Source organism: Halomonas kalidii, from assembly GCF_030010475.1.
Taxonomy (GTDB): Bacteria; Pseudomonadota; Gammaproteobacteria; order Pseudomonadales; family Halomonadaceae; genus Halomonas; species Halomonas heilongjiangensis.
On the sequence record NZ_JASCQN010000054.1, the window covers coordinates 71,667 to 90,864 of the forward strand.

The window sequence follows — 19,198 nt, forward strand, 5'->3', positions numbered from 1 at the left end:
TCCCTCCTCTCACACCATCCCACCGCGTCTTCGACGCTCCTACCCCATCGGGGTTACTCCCGCGGGCTTGATCCAAGTCAGCTGCGACATGACCCATGTCAAGTCGGGCCCGGGAGCCAGCTGGCATGATGAAGCCAATTCAAAAAGATTCATTTCATATGCCTGTTGAAGGGATGCTGCCCTACCGCAGTTCCCAGCTACGAAAACAAGGACTACCCCATGTCCACCCGGCGCACCGTCACCTCCCTGGCTCTCACCTGGTTGCTCGGCTTGCTGTTGCTCGCCGCCATGCCGACCGCGCAGGCCATCGAGCTCGACCAGGTGAGCCCGGGCTTCCCCGAGGCGACCCGCCTGACACCCGCCGAGGGCGGGCTCCCGACCTCGGCCGTTCATGCCGGTGATGAGCTGCTCGGCTATGTCTTCGAAACGGTGGATATCGCGCCGATCCCGGCCTATTCCGGCAAACCCGTGAATCTGCTGGTGGGCATCGACCTAGAGGGCAGGGTCCGCCTGGCCAGCATCCTCGACCACCAGGAACCGATCATGCTGGTCGGCATCCCCGAACACCGGCTGACAGACTTCGCGGCTGCCCACGTGCCCCACCATGTCAACGACCGCCTCAAGGTCGGCGACAACCTCGACGCCATCTCCGGGGCCACCGTCACGGTCATCGTGGTCAGCGAGACCATCATGCGTACCGCTCGCCGGGTGGCCGCCGAGCAGGGGCTGATCGCCGACCCCTCGGCCACGCCGCCGGCACGGGTCCTGCCCGAAGTCTTCGAGCCCGCCGACTGGGCGACCCTGATCGGTGACGGCACGATCCGCCGCCTGCACCTGACCCATGGCGAGGTCGACGAGGCCTTCGTCGGCACGCCCGCCGAGGACTACCTGCGCACGCCCGAGCCGGCCGACAAGACCTTCATCGAGCTGTTCTACACCTACCTGAACCCGCCGACGGCCGGCCGCAACCTGCTCGGCGACACCGCCTACGAGCAGCTCATGGCCGGGCTCGACGAGGACGAGCACGCCATCGCCGTGATGGCCCGCGGCGACTACTCCTTCAAGGGCTCGGGCTATGTGCGCGGCGGCATCTTCGACCGCCTCGAGCTCTCCCAGGGCACCACCACCGTCAGCTTCCACGACAGCGACCACAGCCGCCTGGGCAACCTGCCGCTGGCCGGCATGCCCGCACTGCCCGAGCGCGACATCTTCATCGTTCGCGAGGACGCCGCCTTCGATCCCGGCCGGCCCTGGCAGCTGGAACTGCTGGTGCGCCGCGCCTCGGGCCCGCTGGACACCGAGTTCAGCCGCTTCTCGGCGGACTACAGCGTGCCCGAGGCCTATATCGAGCGCCCGGAGCCGCCGGTGGAGGAGCCGCTATGGGTGCAGGTGTGGCGCGACAAGGCCTTCCAGATCGGCGTGCTGGCCGCCGGCCTGCTGGTGCTGACGGTGATCATGCTGTTCCAGGACGTGCTGGCGCGTCATCCAAGGCTCCTGCGCCCGCTGCGGCTCGGCTTTCTGGTCTATACGCTGGTCTTCATCGGCTGGTACTCCCTGGCCCAGCTCTCGGTGGTCAATATCCTGACCTTCACCAACTCGCTGATCAGCGGCTTCAGCTGGGAGTCGTTCCTGATCGACCCGCTGCTGTTCATCCTCTGGTCCTTCGTCGCGATCAGCCTGCTGCTGTGGGGCCGCGGAGTGTTCTGCGGCTGGCTGTGCCCCTTCGGCGCCCTGCAGGACCTGGTCAACCAGGCCGCCCGCAAGCTCGGCGTGAAGCAGATCGAAGTGCCCTTCGGCCTCCACGAGCGGCTCTGGGCGATCAAGTACATCATCCTGCTGGCACTGTTCGCCGTCTCGCTGCACTCGCTGGGCGCCGCCGAACGCTATGCCGAGGTGGAGCCGTTCAAGACCGCCATCACCCTGCGCTTCCAGCGCGACTGGGGCTTCTTGCTCTACGCCCTGGCGCTGGTCGCCGTCTCGGCCTTCAACCACAAGTTCTACTGCCGCTATGTCTGCCCGCTGGGGGCCGGCCTGGCGATCCCCGCCCGCCTGCGCCTGTTCGACTGGCTCAAGCGCCATCGCGGCAGCTGCGGCACGCCCTGCCAGATCTGCGCCAACGAGTGCGAAGTGAAGGCCATCCACCCCGACGGCCGCATCAACGCCAACGAGTGCCACTACTGTCTCGACTGCCAGGTGACCTATCACGACGACCGGCGGTGCCCGCCCATGATCAAGCGTCGCAAGCGCTTCGAGAAGGCGGCCCGGGTGTCATCGGCAGGCACGGCCGTTGAGACCTTCCCGGCCGCTGCTGCCCGTGGCAGCAAGGCCAGCCTGCAACGCATTCCCACTCACAACGAGGAATGAACCATGAGTGACAAGAAGGACACGATCCAGAACCTCGGCCGCCGCCACTTCCTGCGCAACAGCGCGGTGACCGGCGTTGCCGGCGCCGGCCTGGCCGGCGGCTTCGGCGCGGGCGCCCTGATCGGCAGCCGGCCGGCCCGGGCCGCCGCCACCGGCGACGCCGCGATAGCCCCCGGCGAGCTCGACGAGTACTACGGTTTCTGGAGTGGCGGCCACTCCGGCGAGGTGCGCGTGCTGGGCGTGCCCTCGATGCGCGAGCTGATGCGCATCCCGGTCTTCAATACCGACAGCGCCACCGGCTACGGCATCAGCAACGAGTCGAAGCGCGTGCTGGGCGACTCGGCACGCTTCCTCAACGGTGATTCCCACCACCCGCACATCTCGATGACCGACGGCCGCTACGATGGCAAGTACCTGTTCATCAACGACAAGGCCAATACCCGGGTGGCGCGCATCCGTCTCGACATCATGAAGACGGACAGGATCATCACCATCCCCAACGTCCAGGCCATCCACGGGCTGCGCCTGCAGAAGGTTCCCCACACCAAGTACGTGTTCTGCAACGCCGAACTGCCGATTCCCCAGATCAACGACGGCCGCGACCTGGAGAACCCCGAGAACTACTGGACCATGTTCAACGCCGTGGACGCCGAGAGCATGGAGGTGGCCTGGCAGGTGATCGTCGACGGCAACCTGGACAACACCGACGCCGACTACACCGGTCGCTTCGTCGCCGCGACCTGCTACAACTCGGAGAAGGGCATGACGCTCGCCGATACCATGCGCGCCGAGCGTGACTGGGTGGTGGTGTTCGATGTCGAGGCGATCGAGGCCGCCGTATCCGCCGGCGAGTACGAGACCCTGGGCGACTCCCCGGTGCCGGTACTCGACGGCCGCAAGGGCTCCAGGCTGACCCGCTACATCCCGGTACCCAAGAACCCCCACGGCCTGAACACCACGCCGGACGGCAAGTACTTCATTGCCAACGGCAAGCTGTCACCGACGGTCTCGATCATCGCCATCGACAAGCTGCCCGAGCTGTTCGACGACACCATCGAACCGCGCGATGCCGTGGTCGGCGAGCCGGAGCTGGGCCTGGGGCCGCTGCATACCACCTTCGACGGCCGCGGCAACGGCTATACGACCCTGTTCATCGACAGCCAGGTGGCCAAGTGGAACATCGAGGACGCCATCCGCGCCTACAACGGCGAGGAGGTCAACTACCTGCGCCAGAAGCTCGACGTCCACTATCAGCCCGGTCACAACCACGCCAGCCTCACCGAGTCCCGGGATGCCGACGGCAAGTGGCTGGTGGTGCTCTCCAAGTTCTCCAAGGACCGCTTCCTGCCGGTGGGCCCGCTGCACCCGGAGAACGACCAGTTGATCGACATCTCCGGCGAGGAGATGCGCCTGGTCCACGACGGCCCCACCTACGCCGAACCCCACGACTGCATCCTGGTGCGCGCCGACCAGCTCTCGCCGAGCCGGGTGTGGACCCGTGACGACCCCTACTTCGCCGAGACCGTGGCCATGGCCGAGGCCGACGGCATCACCCTGGAGCGCGACAGCAAGGTCATTCGCGACGGCAACAAGGTACGGGTCTACATGACCTCGGTGGCACCGACCTTCGGACTCACCGAGTTCAAGGTCAAGCAGGGCGACGAGGTCACCGTGGTGATCACCAACCTCGACCAGGTCGAGGACCTGACCCACGGCTTCTGCATGGTCAACCATGGCGCCCAGATGGAGATCGCCCCCCAGCAGACCGCCAGCGTCACCTTCATTGCCGACAAGCCCGGGGTGCACTGGTACTACTGCAACTGGTTCTGCCACGCCATGCACATGGAGATGACCGGCCGCATGCTGGTCGAGAAGGCCTGATAGCAACCAGAACCAGATAGCCTTCTGGTTGCCAACGTGAGGAGCGCCGGGAACAGGCTGAAGAGGAGGTCCTACGCCAGGGATGGCGTCGGTAGCGCCCAGGGAGGGGTTTACAGCGCCTCCTCGCAGGCCTGTTCCCGGAACAGCCCCGTATTTCTTGCGTGGAGAGACGCATGACCCGACGACCGATTCTCGGCGTCCTGACCCTGGTTCTCGCCGCCTGGCTGCTGTGGCCGCCGGGCGCGCTACTGGCCGCCGACTGGCAGGCCAGCCCCGGCGAACCGCTGCAGCCGCTCGTCGAGCGCGCCGGCGACGGGGATCGCCTGATACTGCCCGCGGGCCGCTATTCCGGACCGCTGACGATCGACCGCTCCCTGACCGTCGTAGCCGAGAGCGGCGCCGTGATCGACGGCGGCGGCAGCGGCCACGCCGTGATCCTGGCCGCCCCCGAGATCCTGTTGGAAGGCCTGCGGATCGAGAGCTGGGGCGACGACCTCACCGCCATGGACGCGGGCATCTTCGTCGACCGCCGTGCCGCCGACAGCGTGATCCGCGACAACGACCTGCAGGGCCCCGGCTTCGGCATCCGGCTGGACGCCGTGCGTGGGGTGCGGGTCCTCGACAACGTCATTCGCGGCGATACCTCGCTGCGCTCCCAGGATCGCGGCAACGGCATCCACCTGTTCAACGTCGAGGATGTCCTGGTGGCCGGCAACGACATCCGCCGGACCCGCGACGGCATCTATATCGACACCAGTCGCCACAGCACCCTGCGCGGCAACCGCCTGGAGGAGCTCCGCTACGGCGTGCACTACATGTACGCCTTCGACAATCGCCTGGAGGGCAATGTCACCCGCAACACCCGCACCGGCTTCGCGCTGATGCAGTCCAAGCGCCTCACGGTCCTCGACAACCGCTCGGTGAACGACGAGAACTACGGCATCCTGATGAACAACATCACCGGCTCGACGCTGCGCGGCAACCGCGTCGAGGGGATTCGACAGCCGCTCGATGCCGAGGGCCAGGGCCTGGTCAGCGGCGGCGAAGGCAAGGCGATCTTCATCTACAACTCCCAGTACAATCACCTCGAGGCCAACCGCTTCACCGACAGCGATATCGGCATCCACCTCACCGCCGGCTCCGAGGACAACGTGCTGGTGGGCAACGCCTTCGTCGACAACCGCCAACAGGTGATGTACGTGGCCACCCGCCGCCAGGAGTGGTCGGCGGATGGCCGCGGCAACTACTGGAGCGATTACCTGGGCTGGGACCTGGCCGGCGACGGCATCGGCGACACCGCCTTCGAACCCAACGACGCCATGGACCGCCTGCTGTGGCGCTTCCCCGAGGCACGCCTGCTGCTGCACAGCCCCGCGGTGGTGGCGCTGCGCTGGGTACAGCGCCAGTTCCCGATCTTCCGCGCCCAGGGCGTGCGCGACAGCTCGCCGCTGATGCACGACCCCGACCTTGGAGGCCTCCGCCCATGAACCCGGTGATCGACTGCCGTGGCCTGACCCTGCGCCACGGCCCCCTGACCCGCCTCGACGCCCTCGACCTCAGGGTGCGGCAGGGCGAGGTGCTGGCCCTGCTCGGCCACAACGGTGCCGGCAAGACCACCACCATGAAGCTGATCCTGGGGCTGCTCTCGCCCAGCGCCGGGACCCTCGCGGTGCTCGGCGGTGCCCCCGACGGCCCCCACGCCGAGACCCTGCGCCGCCGCCTGGGCTACCTGCCCGAGAACGTCAGCTTCTACGAGCAGCTGACCGGCCGCGAGGTGCTCACCTACTTCGCCCGGCTCAAGCGGGTCGACCGGCGTCAGGTCGACGCCCTGCTCGAGCGGGTCGGCCTCGGCGAGGCCGCGTGCCGCCGGGTCAGGACCTATTCCAAGGGCATGCGCCAGCGCCTGGGCCTGGCCCAGGCGCTGCTCGGCGAACCGCGCCTGCTGCTGCTCGACGAGCCCACCACCGGGCTCGATCCCGCCGCCACCCGCGACTTCTACGAGACGGTGCGCGAGCTGCGCGAGGGCGGCTGCACGGTGCTGCTCTCCTCCCACGTGTTGCCCGGCGTCGAACCCTATATCGATCGTGCGCTGATCCTCGGGGCCGGCCGGCGCCTGGCCCTGGGCAGCCTCGACGAGCTGCGTCGGGAGGCCGCGCTGCCGCTGACCATCCGCGCCCATGGCCATTGGCCGGGGATCGACTGGTCCCGGGGCTGGGGCGACGCGGGCGTGACCCCGCGCCACCTCAACGGCCGCACCCTGGAGCTCGGCGTGCACCCGGAGGCCAAGATGGCCACGCTGCGACGCCTGGCCGATACCGCGGGGGTCGAGGACATCGACGTCCAGCCGCCCACCCTGGAGCATCTCTACGCCCACTTCTCCACGCCCGTTGCCAGGGCGCCGTCATCCCACGCTTCGCGAGGTGCCCCATGAACGCCACCCTGATCGTCGCCCGCAAGGAGTTCCAGGATGGCCTGCGCAATCGCTGGGTGCTGGCCATCGCGCTGATCCTGGCCGCGCTGGCGGTGGGCATCGCCTGGTTCGGCGCCGCCGCCAGCGGTGGCATGGGCTTCACCTCGCTCGCCACCACCGTGGTCAGCCTGTCGACGCTCGCGGTGTTCCTGATCCCGCTGATCGCCCTGCTGCTGGCCTATGACGCCGTGGTCGGCGAGCAGGAGGCCGGCACCCTGCTGCTGCTGCTCACCTACCCGCTGAGCCGCACCGCGCTGCTGCTCGGCAAGTTCCTCGGCCACGGCCTGGTCCTCGGCGCCGCCACGACACTGGGGTTCACCGTCGCCGGCGCGGTGATCGCCATCGGCGCCGAGGGCGTCGGTCTCCGCGAGCTCGCCGCCAGCCTGGGCCTGCTGATCGCGAGCAGCGTGCTGCTGGGCTGGGTGTTCATCGCCTTTGCCTACCTGATCAGCGTCTGGGTCACCGAGAAGGCGCGAGCCGCCGGCCTGGCGCTGGGCGTGTGGTTCCTGTTCGTGCTGGTCTTCGACCTGGGGCTGCTGGCGCTGCTGGTGGGCGTGCCGAGTGGCGGCGACTGGCTGCCCTGGCTGCTGCTGCTCAATCCCACCGACGGCTTCCGGCTGATCAACATGATTGGCTTCGAGTCGACCCAGGCCTATACCGGGGTCACCGCCATCGTCCAGGGCGACGCCTTCCATGTCGGCTGGCTGCTGCTGGTGCTGGTCGGCTGGATCGCCGCGCCCCTGGGGCTGGCCATCCTGCGCTTCCGTCACCACACGGCCTGACCCCCGGCCTCGTTTCTTACAGGAGTCTGCCCATGATCCGCCCCTTTCCCGCCGCGGCGCTGCTGGTCCTGTCACTGCTGCTCACCGGCTGCGGCAGCGAGCCCGACGGCAACCCCCTGGCGGCGGCCCAGCCGATCGCCGACGGTGACAGCTGCCATGTCTGCGGCATGCTGATCGAGGAGTTCCCCGGGCCCAAGGGGCAGGCCTACCTCGACCGCGACACGGTGCCGCGCAAGTTCTGTTCCACCACCGAGCTGTTCGCCTTCCTGCTGCAGCCGGAGAACGAGTCCCGCCTCTCCCACGCCTATGTGCATGACGTGGCCGCCGCGCCCTGGGCCACGCCGAACGACGAGGCCTTCATCCCGGCCGGCGAGGCATGGTACGTGGTCGAGCACGAACGCCGCGGCAGCATGGGGCACACCCTGGCCTCGTTCCGCGAGCGCCGGCATGCCGAGGCGTTTCGTGACACCCACGGCGGCCGGGTGCTCGGTTTCGACGACATCGACCTGGCACTGCTCGCCGACCTCGGCGGCCGTGCACTGCCGGAAATGTCGGGACACGGGCGCCATTGAGCCCGCCCCCACGCCGCGACTCCCGTCGGGACAGCCCCGGCGGGCTCTGCTAGCATCCGGGGTTCGTCTCCACGCCACCCAGGATGCTCTGCCGATGTCATCGCCGGTCACCCGCCCCGCCCGCCTGCTTCTCCCCCTGCTGATCGCGCTGGGCCTGGCCGCCCCGGTCCAGGCCACCACCTTCAACACCGGCGACGTCGAGGCCCATGGTGCCTGGCACTCGTTGACCCTGACCCTGGGCGAGGAGCGCCACTTCCGCGCCATGGAGGGAAAGAGCTACGCCGATTCGCTGCTCAGCGTCAACGTGACGCCAGGGGTCTGCGACCTGCCCTGGCTGGAGCTGCGGGTCGAGCTCGACGAGCACCAGGCCGAGAGCCGCACGGTCAACCGGGTGCCGGTCGACCTGCGGGTCGACCACGAGACTATCCACGGTGGCTGGGCCGAGTTCGTCACCCTGCGCGGCGACAGCGGCTTCTACGTGCACTTCTTCCTGGAGGAGCAGCCGCTGCTGCTCGAGGAGATGCGCGCCGGCGAGACCCTGCGCCTGCGCCTGATGCGGGCCGAGGACGACCCCTGGTTCATGACCTTCGACCTCGACGGCGCCGAGGCGGCGATCGCCCGGATGCTGCGCCGCTGCGAGGCTGCCTCCCCCGACGCGAAGGGACTCGACGGCTAGCCCTGCCCGCCGTGACGGCGCCGGCTCCCCCCGAGCGTGGACTAGGGCCGAGGGGCCTCGAGGTCAGCCACCGGCAGCTGGCGCGCCGTCAACGACAGCTCCTCGACGGACACCGGGCGGCCGAACAGGTAGCCCTGGAAGGCCCGGCACCCCTGCGCGGCCAACCAGCGGCGATGCTCCTCGCTCTCGACGCCCTCGGCGATCACCTCGAGCTCCAGGCTGCGGGCCAGGGTGATGATGGTGGTGACGATGGTGGCGTCGGTGGGGTCATCGAGCAGGTCGCGCACGAAGGACTGGTCGATCTTCAACTGGTCCAGCGGCAGCCGCTTGAGGTAGGCCAGCGACGAGTAGCCGGTGCCGAAGTCATCCAGGGCAAAGCCGATGCCCAACCCCTTGAGGCGCTGCATCTTGTCCCGGGTGTCTTCGCTGTCTTCCAGGAAGAGGGTCTCGGTCAGTTCCAGCTTGAGCCGCTCGGGCCGCGCCCCGGTGACGGCGAGGATCCGCTCGAGACGGGCGACGAAATCCGGTGCCCGGAACTGATCGCGGCTGACGTTCACCGCCATGGTCAGGTGCTCGGTGGCCGGCAGCGCGGCCCACGCGGCGAGCTGCCGACAGGCGGTCTCCAGCACCCAGAGCCCCATCGGCACGATCAGGCCGTTCTCCTCGGCGACGGGAATGAACACCCCCGGAGACACCAGGCCCCGCTCGGGGTGCTCCCAGCGCAGCAGCGCCTCGACCCCGGTGGTCTGCCCCTCCTCATCGACCTGAACCTGGTAGAACAGCCGCAGCAGGCCGTCGGCGAGAGCCTGCCGCAGGTCGGCCTCCAGGCTGGCCCGTTCCATCACCCTGGCCTGCATCGCCGGGTCGAAGAAGCACAGCGCATGGCGCCCCGCCGCCTTGGCCTGATACATGGCCAGGTCGGCCTGCTGCAGGATATCGTTCACCGTGGCCTGGTCGTCGGTGAACAGGGTGATGCCGATGCTGCCGCTCACCTGGCAGCGCATCTCGCCCAGCATGCAGGGCTCCACCAGGCTCGCCAGCAGCTTCTCGCCCACTCGCTCGGCCACCATGGCGGCCTCGTCGGCCTGCAGGCCCAGGTCGTGCAGCATCACCACGAACTCGTCGCCGCCCAGGCGGGCGATGGTATCGGTCTCGCGGGTGATGGCGGTGAGGCGCTCGGCGATGATCAGCAACAGCTCGTCGCCGCGGTGATGGCCCAGGCTGTCGTTGATGGTCTTGAAGTTGTCGAGGTCGATGAACATCACCGCCCCGTACTCGCCGCTGCGCCGGCTCTCCTTCAGTGCCGACTCCAGCCGGTCGACCAGCAGGCGCCGATTGGGCAGGCCGGTCAGGGGGTCATAGAAGGCCAGTTGATGGATCTCCTCCTCGGCGGCCTTGCGCTCGGTGATGTCGCTCAGGGTGGCCACGTAGTTGGTGATCCGACCTTCGTCGTCCTTCACCGCGCTGATGGTCAGCCACTGGGGATAGATCTCGCCGCTGCGACGCCGGTTCCAGATCTCGCCCTGCCAGCTGCCCTTGTCACCGATGGCGCACCACATTCGCTGGTAGAAGTGGTCGTCATGGCGCCCGGAGTTGAGGATGCGCGGGCTGTGGCCGACGATCTCCTCGGCGGCGTAGCCGGTGATCTGCCGGAAGGTCGCGTTGGTCCGCAGGATCCGCCCCTCGGCATCGGTGACGAACATGCCCAGGTGGGTCTCGAAGGCCATGGCGGCGATGCGCAGCTGTGCCTCCTGGCCATGGCGTCGGGCCACTTCCCGCTGCCGTTCGGCCATGGCTTGCCAGCGGGACCAGCGCTTCCGCCGGGCAACCTGCCTCGATACCACCCCGTCTCCTGTCACCATTGCCGGCCCTGCTCCCGCTTCATGACCGCGCTGCTTGCTGGCCCGGTGGCCCCGAACATCACGGCGTATCGGCCCCCCGGCCGGAAATTCGAACCTCCCTTTCCTTGAAAGATACCGCTCCTTGGTGGAGACCCATTATGCCAGCTCGAGCGCCTAGCGCGAACGCGATCTCGCGCATCCGTTGCGACGTGCCGTCCGGCCAGCGCCGCTCGAACGGATCACCTGCCGGCGTCCTGGATGCTAGATCACCTTGCTGCGCAGCAGGCCGGTGATCGCCTCGCCGATCAGCACCAGCGCGATGATGGCGATCAGGATGGTGGCCACGGTGGGCCAGGCGAAGGTGTCGATGGAGCCCTGCAGCAGTACCCCGATGCCACCGGCCCCCACCAGGCCCAGCACCGTGGACTCCCGGATATTGATGTCCCAGCGCAGGATGACGATGGCGAAGAAGGCCGGCATCACCTGGGGCACGACGGCATAGGCGATCACCTTGAGCTTGGAGGCACCGGTGGCCTCCATGGCCTCCACCGGGCGCCGGTCGATCTCCTCGATCGCCTCGCCCATCAGCTTGCCGATGAAGCCGATCGAGCGGAACATGATCGCGAGTATCCCCGCCAGCACCCCGGGGCCGAAGATCGCCACGAACAGCAGCGCCCAGATGATGGTGTTCACCGACCGGCTGGAGACCAGGATGAAGCGCCCCAGCCACAGGCAGAAGCGATTGGGCGTGGTGTTCTGGGCGGCGATGTAGGACACCGGCAGGGCGATGAAGATCGTCAGCATGGTCGCAAGCGTCGCGATGTGCACCGTCTCGATCATGGCGCCCACGATCGGCCCCAGCCGACTCGGGTCCGGCGGCCACATGCGCGCCCCCAGGCGCGAGATCTGGGTCGGCGCATCCCACACCCAGGGCCAGAAGATGTCGATGTCGTGCACCGCCCAGTACACCACCATCAGCGTCACCAGCAGGACGGCGTAGCGGATCAGACGTTCCTTGCGGTCGTAGCGCCGCCAGACGCGATCGGCCAGGGCGCCGGCATGATCTACCATATCTTCTTCCTCACCCAGCCGCTGATGCCCTCGCTGACCAGGATCACCGCGATGATGATCAGCAGGATGGCGAACGCGAAGTCGTAGTCGTAGCGCCCGAAGGCGTTCATCAGGGTCCCGCCGATGCCCCCGGCACCGACGATGCCGACCACCGCCGAGGCACGCAGGTTGCTGTCGAGCTGGTACATGGAGAGCCCCACCTGGCGCGGCAGGATCTGCGGGAAGACCGCGTAGAACAGCGTCGCCAGGTACCCCGCTCCGGTGGCCCTCATCGCCTCCACCTGCCCCCAGTCGATCTCCTCGATCTCCTCGGCGAGCAGCTTGCCGACGAAGCCGATCGAGTAGAGGGTCAGGGTCAGGATGCCGGCCAACGGGCCGAAGCCCACCGCGGCGACGAACAGGATGGCGACGATCACCGGATGGAAGCTGCGCGAGACGATGATCACCGCTCGCCCCAGGAGATAGACCGGCATCGGCGCGACGTTCCGGGCCGCCATCACCGCGAAGGGAATCGACAGCGCGACCCCGAGCAGCGTCGCCAGGATGGCGATCTGGAAGCTCTCCTTGAAACCGGTGAGCAGCAGGCCGCCGCGCTCGAAGTTGGGCGGGAAGCCGCCCCCGAAGATCCGCGCCGCCCGTGGCAGGCCCTCACCGATGCGCTCCCAGTTGAACGGCAGGCTGCCGAAGGCCCAGATCAGGTAGGCCACCACCACCAGCCACAGACCGTAGCGTAGCCAGGGGTTCGCGATGAAGGGCGGCTTGCGCCAGGTCCTGCGCCCCGTCGCGGCGACGTCAGAGCGGGTCATCGGTCACCTCTTTCCGGGCTGCCCGGACGGGCTGCTTCGTGTCCTCGCCCGCATCGTCGTCCGGCGCCTCGATACCGCCGTAGATGGCGTCCAGCGCCTCCCGGGTGAAGTCGGCGGGGGTCCCGTCGAAGATCATCTTGCCGTGGCGCAGGCCGACGATGCGCTCGGTGTAGGCCTTGGCCTGGGCCACGTTGTGGATATTGATCAGCACCGGCAGCGACAGCTCGCTGGCCAGGCTCTGGAGCAGCTTCATGATCTGCTCGGAAGTGCGTGGGTCCAGCGAAGCGGTGGGTTCGTCGGCGAGCAGCACCTCCGGCTCCTGCATCAGCGCCCGCACCACCCCGACTCGCTGTCGCTCGCCACCGGAGAGTTCATCGGCGCGCTTGTTGGCGTAGTGGGCGATGCCGACGCGCTCCATCAGCGTGAAGGCACGCTCGATATCGGCCTGGGGATAGCGCCGCGAGACCGCCTGGTAGAGGCTGACATAGCCGAGCCGGCCGGCCAGCACGTTCTCCATCACCGTGAGGCGATCGATCAGGTTGAAGCCCTGGAAGACCATGCCGATCTTGCGCCGTGCCCGGCGCAGGGCGCCGCCGCGCAGGTCGACCAGCTCCTGGCCATTGAGCTTGATCGACCCCGAGGTGGGCTCGACCAGGCGATTGATACAGCGCAGCATGGTGCTCTTGCCGGCCCCCGAGGCGCCGACGATGGAGACAACGCTGTTGCCCTCCACCACCAGGTCCAGCCCCTTGAGTACCGGCTCGTCATGGCCGTAGCGCTTGACCAGCTTCGAGATCTCCAGCATCCAACCACCTCGCTATGCTCGATCAGGGAGAACGGCCCCGGCCGGTCGGCCGGGGCGCCCGGCTCACTCCTGCTCCAGGTCTTCGCGGGTATAGCGCACGTCGTTGGCGGCCTGGATGGTGCGGATGACCTGCCAGTGCTCCTGATAGTTGATCGGGATGAACTTCTCGACCCCCTCGAACTCCTCGCCCAGTTCGGTGCCGGCGAACTCGAAGCTGAAGAAGGCCTCCTCGATCTTCTCGACCAGGTCGGGATGCAGGTTATGGGCATAGTTGTAGGAGGTGGTGGGGAAGCGGTCGGACTCGTAGAGGATCTTGACGTCCTCCTCGTCGTAGAGGCCTCGGGCGGCCATGCGCTCGACCACCTCGGAGGCCACCGGGGCGGCGTCGTAGTCGCGGGCCACCACGCCGAGCATCGACTGGTCGTGGCTGCCGGAGTAGATCACCTCGTAGTCCTCGTCGGGCACGAGCCCCTCTTCGGGGAACAGGGCGCGAGGCGCCTGGTTGCCGGAGTTGGAGGTCGGCGAGGTGTGGGCGACCCGCTTGCCCTTGAGGTCCTCCATGCTGTCGATGCCCGAATCGACATGGGTGTAGAGCTGCAGGGTGTAGCCGAACTGGCCGTCGTCGGAGCCCATCAGTGCGAAGGGCACGGCACCGGCCAGGTTGACCGCGAAGGGCGTCGGCCCGGTGGAGAACCCGGCGATGTGCAGGCGCCCGCTGCGCATCGCCTCGACCTGGGCCGAGTTGGACTGCACGGCGAAGAAGCGCACGTCCCGTCCGGTCACCTCCTCGAGGTGATCGATGAACGGCTGCCAGATATCGGAGTAGATGGCCGGGTCTTCCACCGGGGTATAGGCGAAGATGAGGGTATCGGGGTTCGCCCACTCCGACTCGTCCGCCGGCCGGTCGGCGACCATGTCGCCATCCTCGTCGCAGTAGAGACTGTCGAGATCGCCTCGAGGGCAGTCGGCGAAGGTGGGGGTGGAGAAGGCCAGCAGGGCCAGCGATGCACTGGCCAGGGCCGCGGTCAGGCATTTGCCGGAGACGATGGGCTTCCCGGCGACATGGAGCGTATTCATGGCGTGTCTCGCTTTGGCTTGTATTTATTATGAAAACTGAGAAATATTGATCGAAAACGAACAACATATTGATCATATGATCGATTCCGAACATCACTTTCTCAATCTAGGAGCTGTGACGATAGCATGTCAACCGATTTCCTCAACGTTCCCGGGGCCTGGCGCAACCGCTACCTGCTGATGCGCCACGGGCATAGCCGGGCCAACGAGCAGAACCTCATCATCAGCGACCCGCGCGCAGGCCTGACCGACTACGGCCTCTCCGCCGAGGGCGAGGCACAGCTCGCCCGGCTCGTCGACGGGTGGGCCTGGCCGGTGCCCACCCGCCTCCACCACTCGGACTTCCTGCGCACCACCCAGACCGCGGCCCGGGTGGCCAAGCATTTCGGCCTCTCGCCCCGCCCCGAACCGCGCCTGCGCGAACGCCACTTCGGCGACTTCGAGGCCCGTTCCGCGGACCGCTACCTCGAGGTCTGGACGCTGGACGAGCGGGACCCGAGCCACCGGCTCCATGGCGTCGAGCCGGTGATCGCGGTGGCCGAGCGGATGCGGGCGGTGATCGAGGAGCTGGAGCGGGCCTACGCCGACGAGACAATCCTCGTGGTAAGCCACGGCGACCCTCTGCAGATCCTGCTCACCGCCCTGGAGAACCGGCCGTTGCAGCGGCATCGCGACCGACCACCGCTGCTGCCGGCGAGCATCACCCCGCTGGGCGACGCCCCCGTGGCATAATGGCAACCCAGCTTGCATCGCCGCCGGGAGGACGATCGTGACGGTACTGCTGTTTCGGCTGCACCAGGTCCCCGACGAGGAGGCCGAGGAGGTACGCCGGCTGCTCGACGAGCACGGCTTCGACACCTACGAGACCCGTGCCGGCTTCTGGGGACTGGGCGTCGCGGCGATCTGGCTGCGCGACGAGGCTCAGCGGGAGGCGGCCCGCGAAGTGATCGACCACTATCAACAGGCGCTGGGCGAGCGGGTCAGGCGCGAGCGGCACGCGCTCGACGCCCGCGGCCTGGCCCCCACCCTGTGGCGCCGCCTGCACCACCACCCCTTCCGGGTGCTGCTGCTCACCGCCGCGGCGCTGGGCATCCTGGCCCTCTCCGTCCTGCCCTTCCTGGGGCTGATCGACTGACCCGACCTGTCCTCGCCCCGGCCAGAGCGGGCTCATGCGGCGGCCTCGCCGTTGCTGTCTCAGCCCTGGGTGAGCAGCAACTCGACCCGTCGGTTGGCGGCCCGCCCCTCGGCACTCGCGTTGCTCTCGAGGGGGCGGGTGTCGGCATAGCCGATCGCGCGCAGCCGGGTCGTCGGCACGCCCTGCTCGGCAAGGTAGCGCAGCACGGCGATGGCGCGCCCGGTGGAGAGCTCCCAGTTCGACGGAAAGCGGACGGTGGCGATGGGCATATCGTCGGTGTGCCCCTCCACCGAGACCTGGCCATCGAAGTCGGCCAGGGTGGCGACCAGGCCGCGCAGGATCTCGCGGCCGCCGGTGGTGAGCTCCGCCTGGCCGCTGGCGAACAGCAGGTTGTCGTCGATCCGCAGGGTGACGCCCCGCTCCCCCTCGGCGACGCTGACCCCCTCGATCTCGAGCCCCCGGAAACGCGGCTGCAGGCCATCCTGTCGCGGCTTGAGCCCCGGTGCCGTCGGCCCCGCCATCGCCCCCGGGCCGCCGGCCACCGCCTGGGCGGCCGACTCGGCCAGCGGCGACACCTGGCGCGTCGCCTCGCCCCCGTGCTCGCTGCCGATGACCCTCAGGCCATTGCCGGCCAGCGACAGCAGCAGCACGAACAGCGTGATCAGCAGGGTGAGCACATCGAGGTAGCTCATCAACCAGCCTTCGCCATCGTCGCCGGCCGGCGCGTCGGGCAGCAACGACTCCCTGGCGTGCCGGTCAAGCATGCTGGCCGGCCTCGACACCGCCGGGCCGGGGCTTGCCGGGCTCGCGGATCTCGTCATGGTAGTTGGCCACGAAGGAGTTGAGGGTCTCCTCGATGAACGACGGCAGGCGACGCTTGGTGATCAGCGAGATGCCCTCGAGCACCATGTTCATGGCGATCAGCCGCTCCTCGGTGCGCCGTTCCAGCTTGACCGCGATGGGCTTGAACACCAGATTGGCCAGCAGGATGCCGTAGAAGGTGGTCAGCAGGGCCACCGCCATGCGCGGGCCGATCACGTGCAGGTCGCCGGTCTCCATCACCTCGAGCATGTTCACCAGCCCCACCAGGGTGCCGATCATGCCGAACGCCGGGGCATAGGTGGCCATGGTGCGGAAGATCTGCGCCTCGGCCAGCTCGCGGGCCTTGAGCCGGGCGATGCGCCAGCGCAGCAGGTCGAAGATCTCCTGCTCCCGGGTATTGGCGATCACCAGCTGGATGCCGGTACGCAGGAAGGGGTTGCGGGTGTGCTCCAGGGCCTCCTCCACGGCGCGCACGTCGCCCTTGAACCACAGCCGCGACATGTCCACCAGCTCCTTGATGTCGTCGCGGGTATAGGTGTTCTCGCGGCGAAACACCAGCCCCACCAGCCGGACCACCCGCACCACCTCCTTGAGCGGGTAGCTGATGAAGGTGGCGGCCATGGTGCCGGCCAGCACGATGGCCAGCCCCGGCAGGTTGAGGAAACTCTGGGGGGACTCGGCGGTGAAGAGCAGGACGCTGGCCAGCAGCACGCTACTGGCGAAGATACCGATGAGCGTCGACGGGTTCATGCACGGCTCCTTGCCGGAAGAGAATGGCGTGATGGGGATATCGGCCGCGACGCGACAAGCTTTACGTCACATCGCGGACAAGCCGCCTGACAGAATGATACTCTTTGTTACATCGCCTGCCAGCCACCGGGCCGGCCCCGCCACGATCACGACAAACGGCAGGCATCCAGGGAGTCACACCATGTCAGCACAGAGGGAAACCGACGCCTTCGCCATCGCGCTGCAGCCCATCCACGATGCCGCCGATCGGCATGTCGCCGACCGGCTGCTCTATCGCCATCACGGCGAGGCCCTCGAGGACCCGGTCGCCGCCACCGCCCGGGCCCTGGCCACCGCCATCTACGAGCTCGACGAGGGCAAGCGGCTCGGCACCCGGGAGCTGGTCATCGACCTGCCCGCCGAGTGGCTGGAACGCACCGACCTGCTGCCCTCGCCGGCACGACAGGTGATCATCGGCCTGCCGCGCGACCTGCCGCCGACGCCCGAGCTCATGACGACCCTCGCGCAGCTCCGCGAGCGGGGCTATCGGCTGCTGGTATCCGCCTCCTGCCTGCGGGGCGACGGCCAGGGGTTCGCGCCGCTGGCCGACCTGATCCGCTTGCGCCATCCCGACGAACTCGACGCCGGTCAACTGGATGCCCACCGCCAGCGCGGCGCCCGGCTGCTGGCCGACGACATCCGCGACGCCGCGCGGCTCGACCGCTTCCGCAACCTCGACTGCCACTACTTCGACGGCCGCTACCTGGCCGAGCCGACCTTCTACGCCGCCCGCCCCCGGGGTCGCCACGGCAACCGTGCCGCCCAGCTGCGCCTGGTCAACGAGCTCTACCGCGAGGATGCCGACCTGCAGCGCCTCTTCGAGCTGCTGATCCAGATGCCTCACCTCCATGTGGCGATCCTGCGCCGTGCCACCTCCAGCCTGTTCGGCCAGGACTCGCGGCAGACCGACCTCAAGCGTGCCATGCAGGTCATCGGGCTGAACGAGCTGCGCCGGCTGGTGATGACGCTGTCGCTGGCCAGTGAGATGCCGTCGTCGAAACTCAAGGTGCGCATGGCGCTGATCCGCGCCTTCATGTGCCGCAACCTGGCCACGCCCTTCAGCAACATCGACCCCGAGGACGCCTTCACCACCGGGCTCTTCTCGATGATGGGGCCGCTGCTCGACGAGGCCCAGGATGCCCTGCTCGAGGAGCTGCCGCTGACTGCCGCCGTGGCCCGGGCCCTGAGCGGCCGGGAGGGCCACCTCGGCGCCCTGCTGACGCTCTGCGAGGAGCACGAGCGCCAGGTCGCCGACGGCGGCACCACGGCCAGCGCCGACCAACTGCAGCAGTGCTACCTCGATGCCCTGGACCAGACCGATGCGCTGATGAGCCGCCTCTAGCCCCCTTCCGCTCAGTCGTCGCGCAGCCGGGCCCGCAGCCGGCTCACCGCCTGACCGTGGAGCTGGCAGACCCGCGACTCGGTCACCCCCAGCACGGCACCGATCTCCTTGAGGTTGAGCTCCTCCTGGTAGTAGAGCGCCATCAGCAGCTTTTCGCGCTCGGGCAGCGCCTCGATCGCCGCCACCAGCCGGCTACGCTGCTCCCCGTCGACCAGGGCGGCGAAGGGCGTGGCCATTGCCGACTCGCCGCTGCCCGGTTCCGCCCCCTCCGCCATCAGCTCCTCGAAGGGCAGCAGATGGCCATTGTTGGTATCGCTGAGGAGCTGGCGATAGTCGGCCAGGTCCATCTCCAGCTCGGCGGCGATCTCGTGCTCCTCGGCCGACCGCCCCATGCGCTGCTCCAGGCGGCGCACCGCCTCGTCCACGGCCCGGGCGTTGCGCCGCACGCTGCGCGGCAACCAGTCGCGACTGCGCAGTTCGTCGAGCATGGCACCCCGTATCCGCTGGCTGGCGAAGGTGGCGAAGCTCGCCCCCTGGCCGGCGTCGAAGCGCCCCATGGCCTCCAGCAGCCCCATGGTGCCGGCCTGGATCAGGTCATCCAGCTCGACACTCGCCGGCAGCCTGACCTGCAGCGCCAGCGCCTGGCGCCGCACCTGCGGCAGGTACTGCGTCAACAGCTCGTTCTGGTCGATCTTGCCTTTTGCTGTATACATCCCGTTCGACGGCCTCTGTCAGGACCTTCTCTCAGCGATAGTTCTTGGCGAT

At 68.2% G+C, this 19,198-nt stretch carries 18 protein-coding genes; 10 read left to right on the forward strand and 8 right to left on the reverse strand.

Annotation, left to right across the window (positions count from 1 at the left end; genetic code table 11):
• Positions 1-219: 219 nt before the first annotated feature.
• The 7 genes from nosR (at position 220) to QLQ85_RS20895 (ending at position 8,745) form a co-directional block, all read left to right on the forward strand.
• Positions 220-2,364 carry a transcriptional regulator NosR gene (gene nosR, locus QLQ85_RS20865; protein WP_282740762.1) on the forward strand — a complete coding sequence of 715 codons (2,145 nt, stop codon included), beginning with the start codon at positions 220-222 and terminating at the stop codon, positions 2,362-2,364.
• 3 nt (positions 2,365-2,367) lie between these two features.
• Positions 2,368-4,245 carry a TAT-dependent nitrous-oxide reductase gene (gene nosZ / locus QLQ85_RS20870; protein WP_282740763.1) on the forward strand — a complete coding sequence of 626 codons (1,878 nt, stop codon included), beginning with the start codon at positions 2,368-2,370 and terminating at the stop codon, positions 4,243-4,245.
• 173 nt (positions 4,246-4,418) lie between these two features.
• Complete coding sequence (locus QLQ85_RS20875) at positions 4,419-5,732, forward strand: nitrous oxide reductase family maturation protein NosD (RefSeq protein WP_282740764.1); 1,314 nt, start codon at positions 4,419-4,421, stop codon at positions 5,730-5,732.
• Positions 5,729-6,676: an ABC transporter ATP-binding protein gene (locus QLQ85_RS20880; RefSeq protein WP_282740765.1), complete on the forward strand. Its 948-nt coding sequence runs from the start codon at positions 5,729-5,731 to the stop codon at positions 6,674-6,676. The genes QLQ85_RS20875 and QLQ85_RS20880 overlap by 4 nt, the downstream gene beginning before the upstream one ends.
• On the forward strand, positions 6,673-7,497 hold the full coding sequence (locus QLQ85_RS20885) for an ABC transporter permease (RefSeq protein WP_282740766.1): 825 nt from the start codon (positions 6,673-6,675) through the stop codon (positions 7,495-7,497). Before QLQ85_RS20880 ends, QLQ85_RS20885 begins: the two co-directional genes overlap by 4 nt.
• Positions 7,498-7,529: 32 nt before the next feature.
• Entirely contained in the window at positions 7,530-8,069 is a 540-nt protein-coding gene (locus QLQ85_RS20890; protein ID WP_282740767.1) for a nitrous oxide reductase accessory protein NosL, read from the forward strand.
• Between the two features lie 94 nt (positions 8,070-8,163).
• The gene (locus QLQ85_RS20895; RefSeq protein WP_282740768.1) at positions 8,164-8,745 is read left to right on the forward strand and encodes a hypothetical protein; all 582 of its coding nucleotides are present in this window, start codon (positions 8,164-8,166) and stop codon (positions 8,743-8,745) included.
• A 41-nt stretch (positions 8,746-8,786) separates the two neighbouring features.
• On the opposite strand, the gene QLQ85_RS20900 is transcribed toward QLQ85_RS20895, so the two are convergent.
• The 5 genes from QLQ85_RS20900 to phnD form a co-directional block, all read right to left on the reverse strand.
• Positions 8,787-10,589: a putative bifunctional diguanylate cyclase/phosphodiesterase gene (locus tag QLQ85_RS20900; RefSeq protein WP_282740769.1), complete on the reverse strand. Its 1,803-nt coding sequence runs from the start codon at positions 10,587-10,589 to the stop codon at positions 8,787-8,789.
• A 258-nt stretch (positions 10,590-10,847) separates the two neighbouring features.
• Positions 10,848-11,657 (reverse strand): phosphonate ABC transporter, permease protein PhnE, encoded by an 810-nt coding sequence (gene phnE / locus QLQ85_RS20905; RefSeq protein ID WP_282740770.1) that lies wholly within the window; start codon positions 11,655-11,657, stop codon positions 10,848-10,850.
• Complete coding sequence (gene phnE, locus QLQ85_RS20910) at positions 11,651-12,463, reverse strand: phosphonate ABC transporter, permease protein PhnE (protein WP_282740771.1); 813 nt, start codon at positions 12,461-12,463, stop codon at positions 11,651-11,653. The genes phnE (QLQ85_RS20905) and phnE (QLQ85_RS20910) overlap by 7 nt, the downstream gene beginning before the upstream one ends.
• Positions 12,450-13,268, reverse strand: a complete 819-nt coding sequence (phnC, locus tag QLQ85_RS20915; protein WP_282740772.1) for a phosphonate ABC transporter ATP-binding protein — start codon at positions 13,266-13,268, stop codon at positions 12,450-12,452. Before phnC ends, phnE (QLQ85_RS20910) begins: the two co-directional genes overlap by 14 nt.
• 63 nt (positions 13,269-13,331) lie before the next feature.
• Positions 13,332-14,345, reverse strand: coding sequence for a phosphate/phosphite/phosphonate ABC transporter substrate-binding protein (gene phnD, locus QLQ85_RS20920; protein ID WP_282740773.1), 1,014 nt, complete (start codon positions 14,343-14,345; stop codon positions 13,332-13,334).
• 126 nt (positions 14,346-14,471) lie between these two features.
• On the opposite strand from phnD, the gene QLQ85_RS20925 reads away from it, so the two are divergent.
• Together QLQ85_RS20925 and QLQ85_RS20930 are read left to right on the forward strand one after the other, a co-directional pair.
• On the forward strand, positions 14,472-15,077 hold the full coding sequence (locus QLQ85_RS20925; RefSeq protein ID WP_282740774.1) for a histidine phosphatase family protein: 606 nt from the start codon (positions 14,472-14,474) through the stop codon (positions 15,075-15,077).
• A 37-nt stretch (positions 15,078-15,114) separates the two neighbouring features.
• Positions 15,115-15,480 carry a DUF6164 family protein gene (locus QLQ85_RS20930; RefSeq protein WP_282740775.1) on the forward strand — a complete coding sequence of 122 codons (366 nt, stop codon included), beginning with the start codon at positions 15,115-15,117 and terminating at the stop codon, positions 15,478-15,480.
• A gap of 59 nt (positions 15,481-15,539) precedes the next feature.
• On the opposite strand, the gene QLQ85_RS20935 is transcribed toward QLQ85_RS20930, so the two are convergent.
• Together QLQ85_RS20935 and QLQ85_RS20940 are read right to left on the reverse strand one after the other, a co-directional pair.
• Positions 15,540-16,244, reverse strand: coding sequence for an OmpA/MotB family protein (locus QLQ85_RS20935; RefSeq protein ID WP_282740776.1), 705 nt, complete (start codon positions 16,242-16,244; stop codon positions 15,540-15,542).
• Positions 16,237-17,052 carry a motility protein A gene (locus QLQ85_RS20940; protein ID WP_282722646.1) on the reverse strand — a complete coding sequence of 272 codons (816 nt, stop codon included), beginning with the start codon at positions 17,050-17,052 and terminating at the stop codon, positions 16,237-16,239. Before QLQ85_RS20940 ends, QLQ85_RS20935 begins: the two co-directional genes overlap by 8 nt.
• Positions 17,053-17,233: 181 nt before the next feature.
• Here QLQ85_RS20940 and QLQ85_RS20945 point away from each other — a divergent pair, with 181 nt between their 5' ends.
• On the forward strand, positions 17,234-18,433 hold the full coding sequence (locus tag QLQ85_RS20945; RefSeq protein ID WP_282740777.1) for an EAL and HDOD domain-containing protein: 1,200 nt from the start codon (positions 17,234-17,236) through the stop codon (positions 18,431-18,433).
• An 11-nt stretch (positions 18,434-18,444) separates the two neighbouring features.
• On the opposite strand, the gene QLQ85_RS20950 is transcribed toward QLQ85_RS20945, so the two are convergent.
• Positions 18,445-19,146 (reverse strand): RNA polymerase sigma factor FliA, encoded by a 702-nt coding sequence (locus QLQ85_RS20950; RefSeq protein ID WP_282740778.1) that lies wholly within the window; start codon positions 19,144-19,146, stop codon positions 18,445-18,447.
• Between the last annotated feature and the right edge of the window lie 52 nt (positions 19,147-19,198).

Bases quoted from the DNA above. Each gene is read 5' to 3' on its own strand.
- nosR (WP_282740762.1), top strand. From the start codon at position 220: ATGTCCACCCGGCGCACCGTCACCTCCCTGGCTCTCACCTGGTTGCTC.
- nosZ (WP_282740763.1), top strand. From the start codon at position 2,368: ATGAGTGACAAGAAGGACACGATCCAGAACCTCGGCCGCCGCCACTTC.
- QLQ85_RS20875 (WP_282740764.1), top strand. From the start codon at position 4,419: ATGACCCGACGACCGATTCTCGGCGTCCTGACCCTGGTTCTCGCCGCC.
- QLQ85_RS20880 (WP_282740765.1), top strand. From the start codon at position 5,729: ATGAACCCGGTGATCGACTGCCGTGGCCTGACCCTGCGCCACGGCCCC.
- QLQ85_RS20885 (WP_282740766.1), top strand. From the start codon at position 6,673: ATGAACGCCACCCTGATCGTCGCCCGCAAGGAGTTCCAGGATGGCCTG.
- QLQ85_RS20890 (WP_282740767.1), top strand. From the start codon at position 7,530: ATGATCCGCCCCTTTCCCGCCGCGGCGCTGCTGGTCCTGTCACTGCTG.
- QLQ85_RS20895 (WP_282740768.1), top strand. From the start codon at position 8,164: ATGTCATCGCCGGTCACCCGCCCCGCCCGCCTGCTTCTCCCCCTGCTG.
- phnE (WP_282740770.1), bottom strand. From the start codon at position 11,657: ATGGTAGATCATGCCGGCGCCCTGGCCGATCGCGTCTGGCGGCGCTAC.
- phnE (WP_282740771.1), bottom strand. From the start codon at position 12,463: ATGACCCGCTCTGACGTCGCCGCGACGGGGCGCAGGACCTGGCGCAAG.
- phnC (WP_282740772.1), bottom strand. From the start codon at position 13,268: ATGCTGGAGATCTCGAAGCTGGTCAAGCGCTACGGCCATGACGAGCCG.
- phnD (WP_282740773.1), bottom strand. From the start codon at position 14,345: ATGAATACGCTCCATGTCGCCGGGAAGCCCATCGTCTCCGGCAAATGC.
- QLQ85_RS20925 (WP_282740774.1), top strand. From the start codon at position 14,472: ATGTCAACCGATTTCCTCAACGTTCCCGGGGCCTGGCGCAACCGCTAC.
- QLQ85_RS20935 (WP_282740776.1), bottom strand. From the start codon at position 16,244: ATGCTTGACCGGCACGCCAGGGAGTCGTTGCTGCCCGACGCGCCGGCC.
- QLQ85_RS20940 (WP_282722646.1), bottom strand. From the start codon at position 17,052: ATGAACCCGTCGACGCTCATCGGTATCTTCGCCAGTAGCGTGCTGCTG.
- QLQ85_RS20945 (WP_282740777.1), top strand. From the start codon at position 17,234: ATGTCAGCACAGAGGGAAACCGACGCCTTCGCCATCGCGCTGCAGCCC.
- QLQ85_RS20950 (WP_282740778.1), bottom strand. From the start codon at position 19,146: ATGTATACAGCAAAAGGCAAGATCGACCAGAACGAGCTGTTGACGCAG.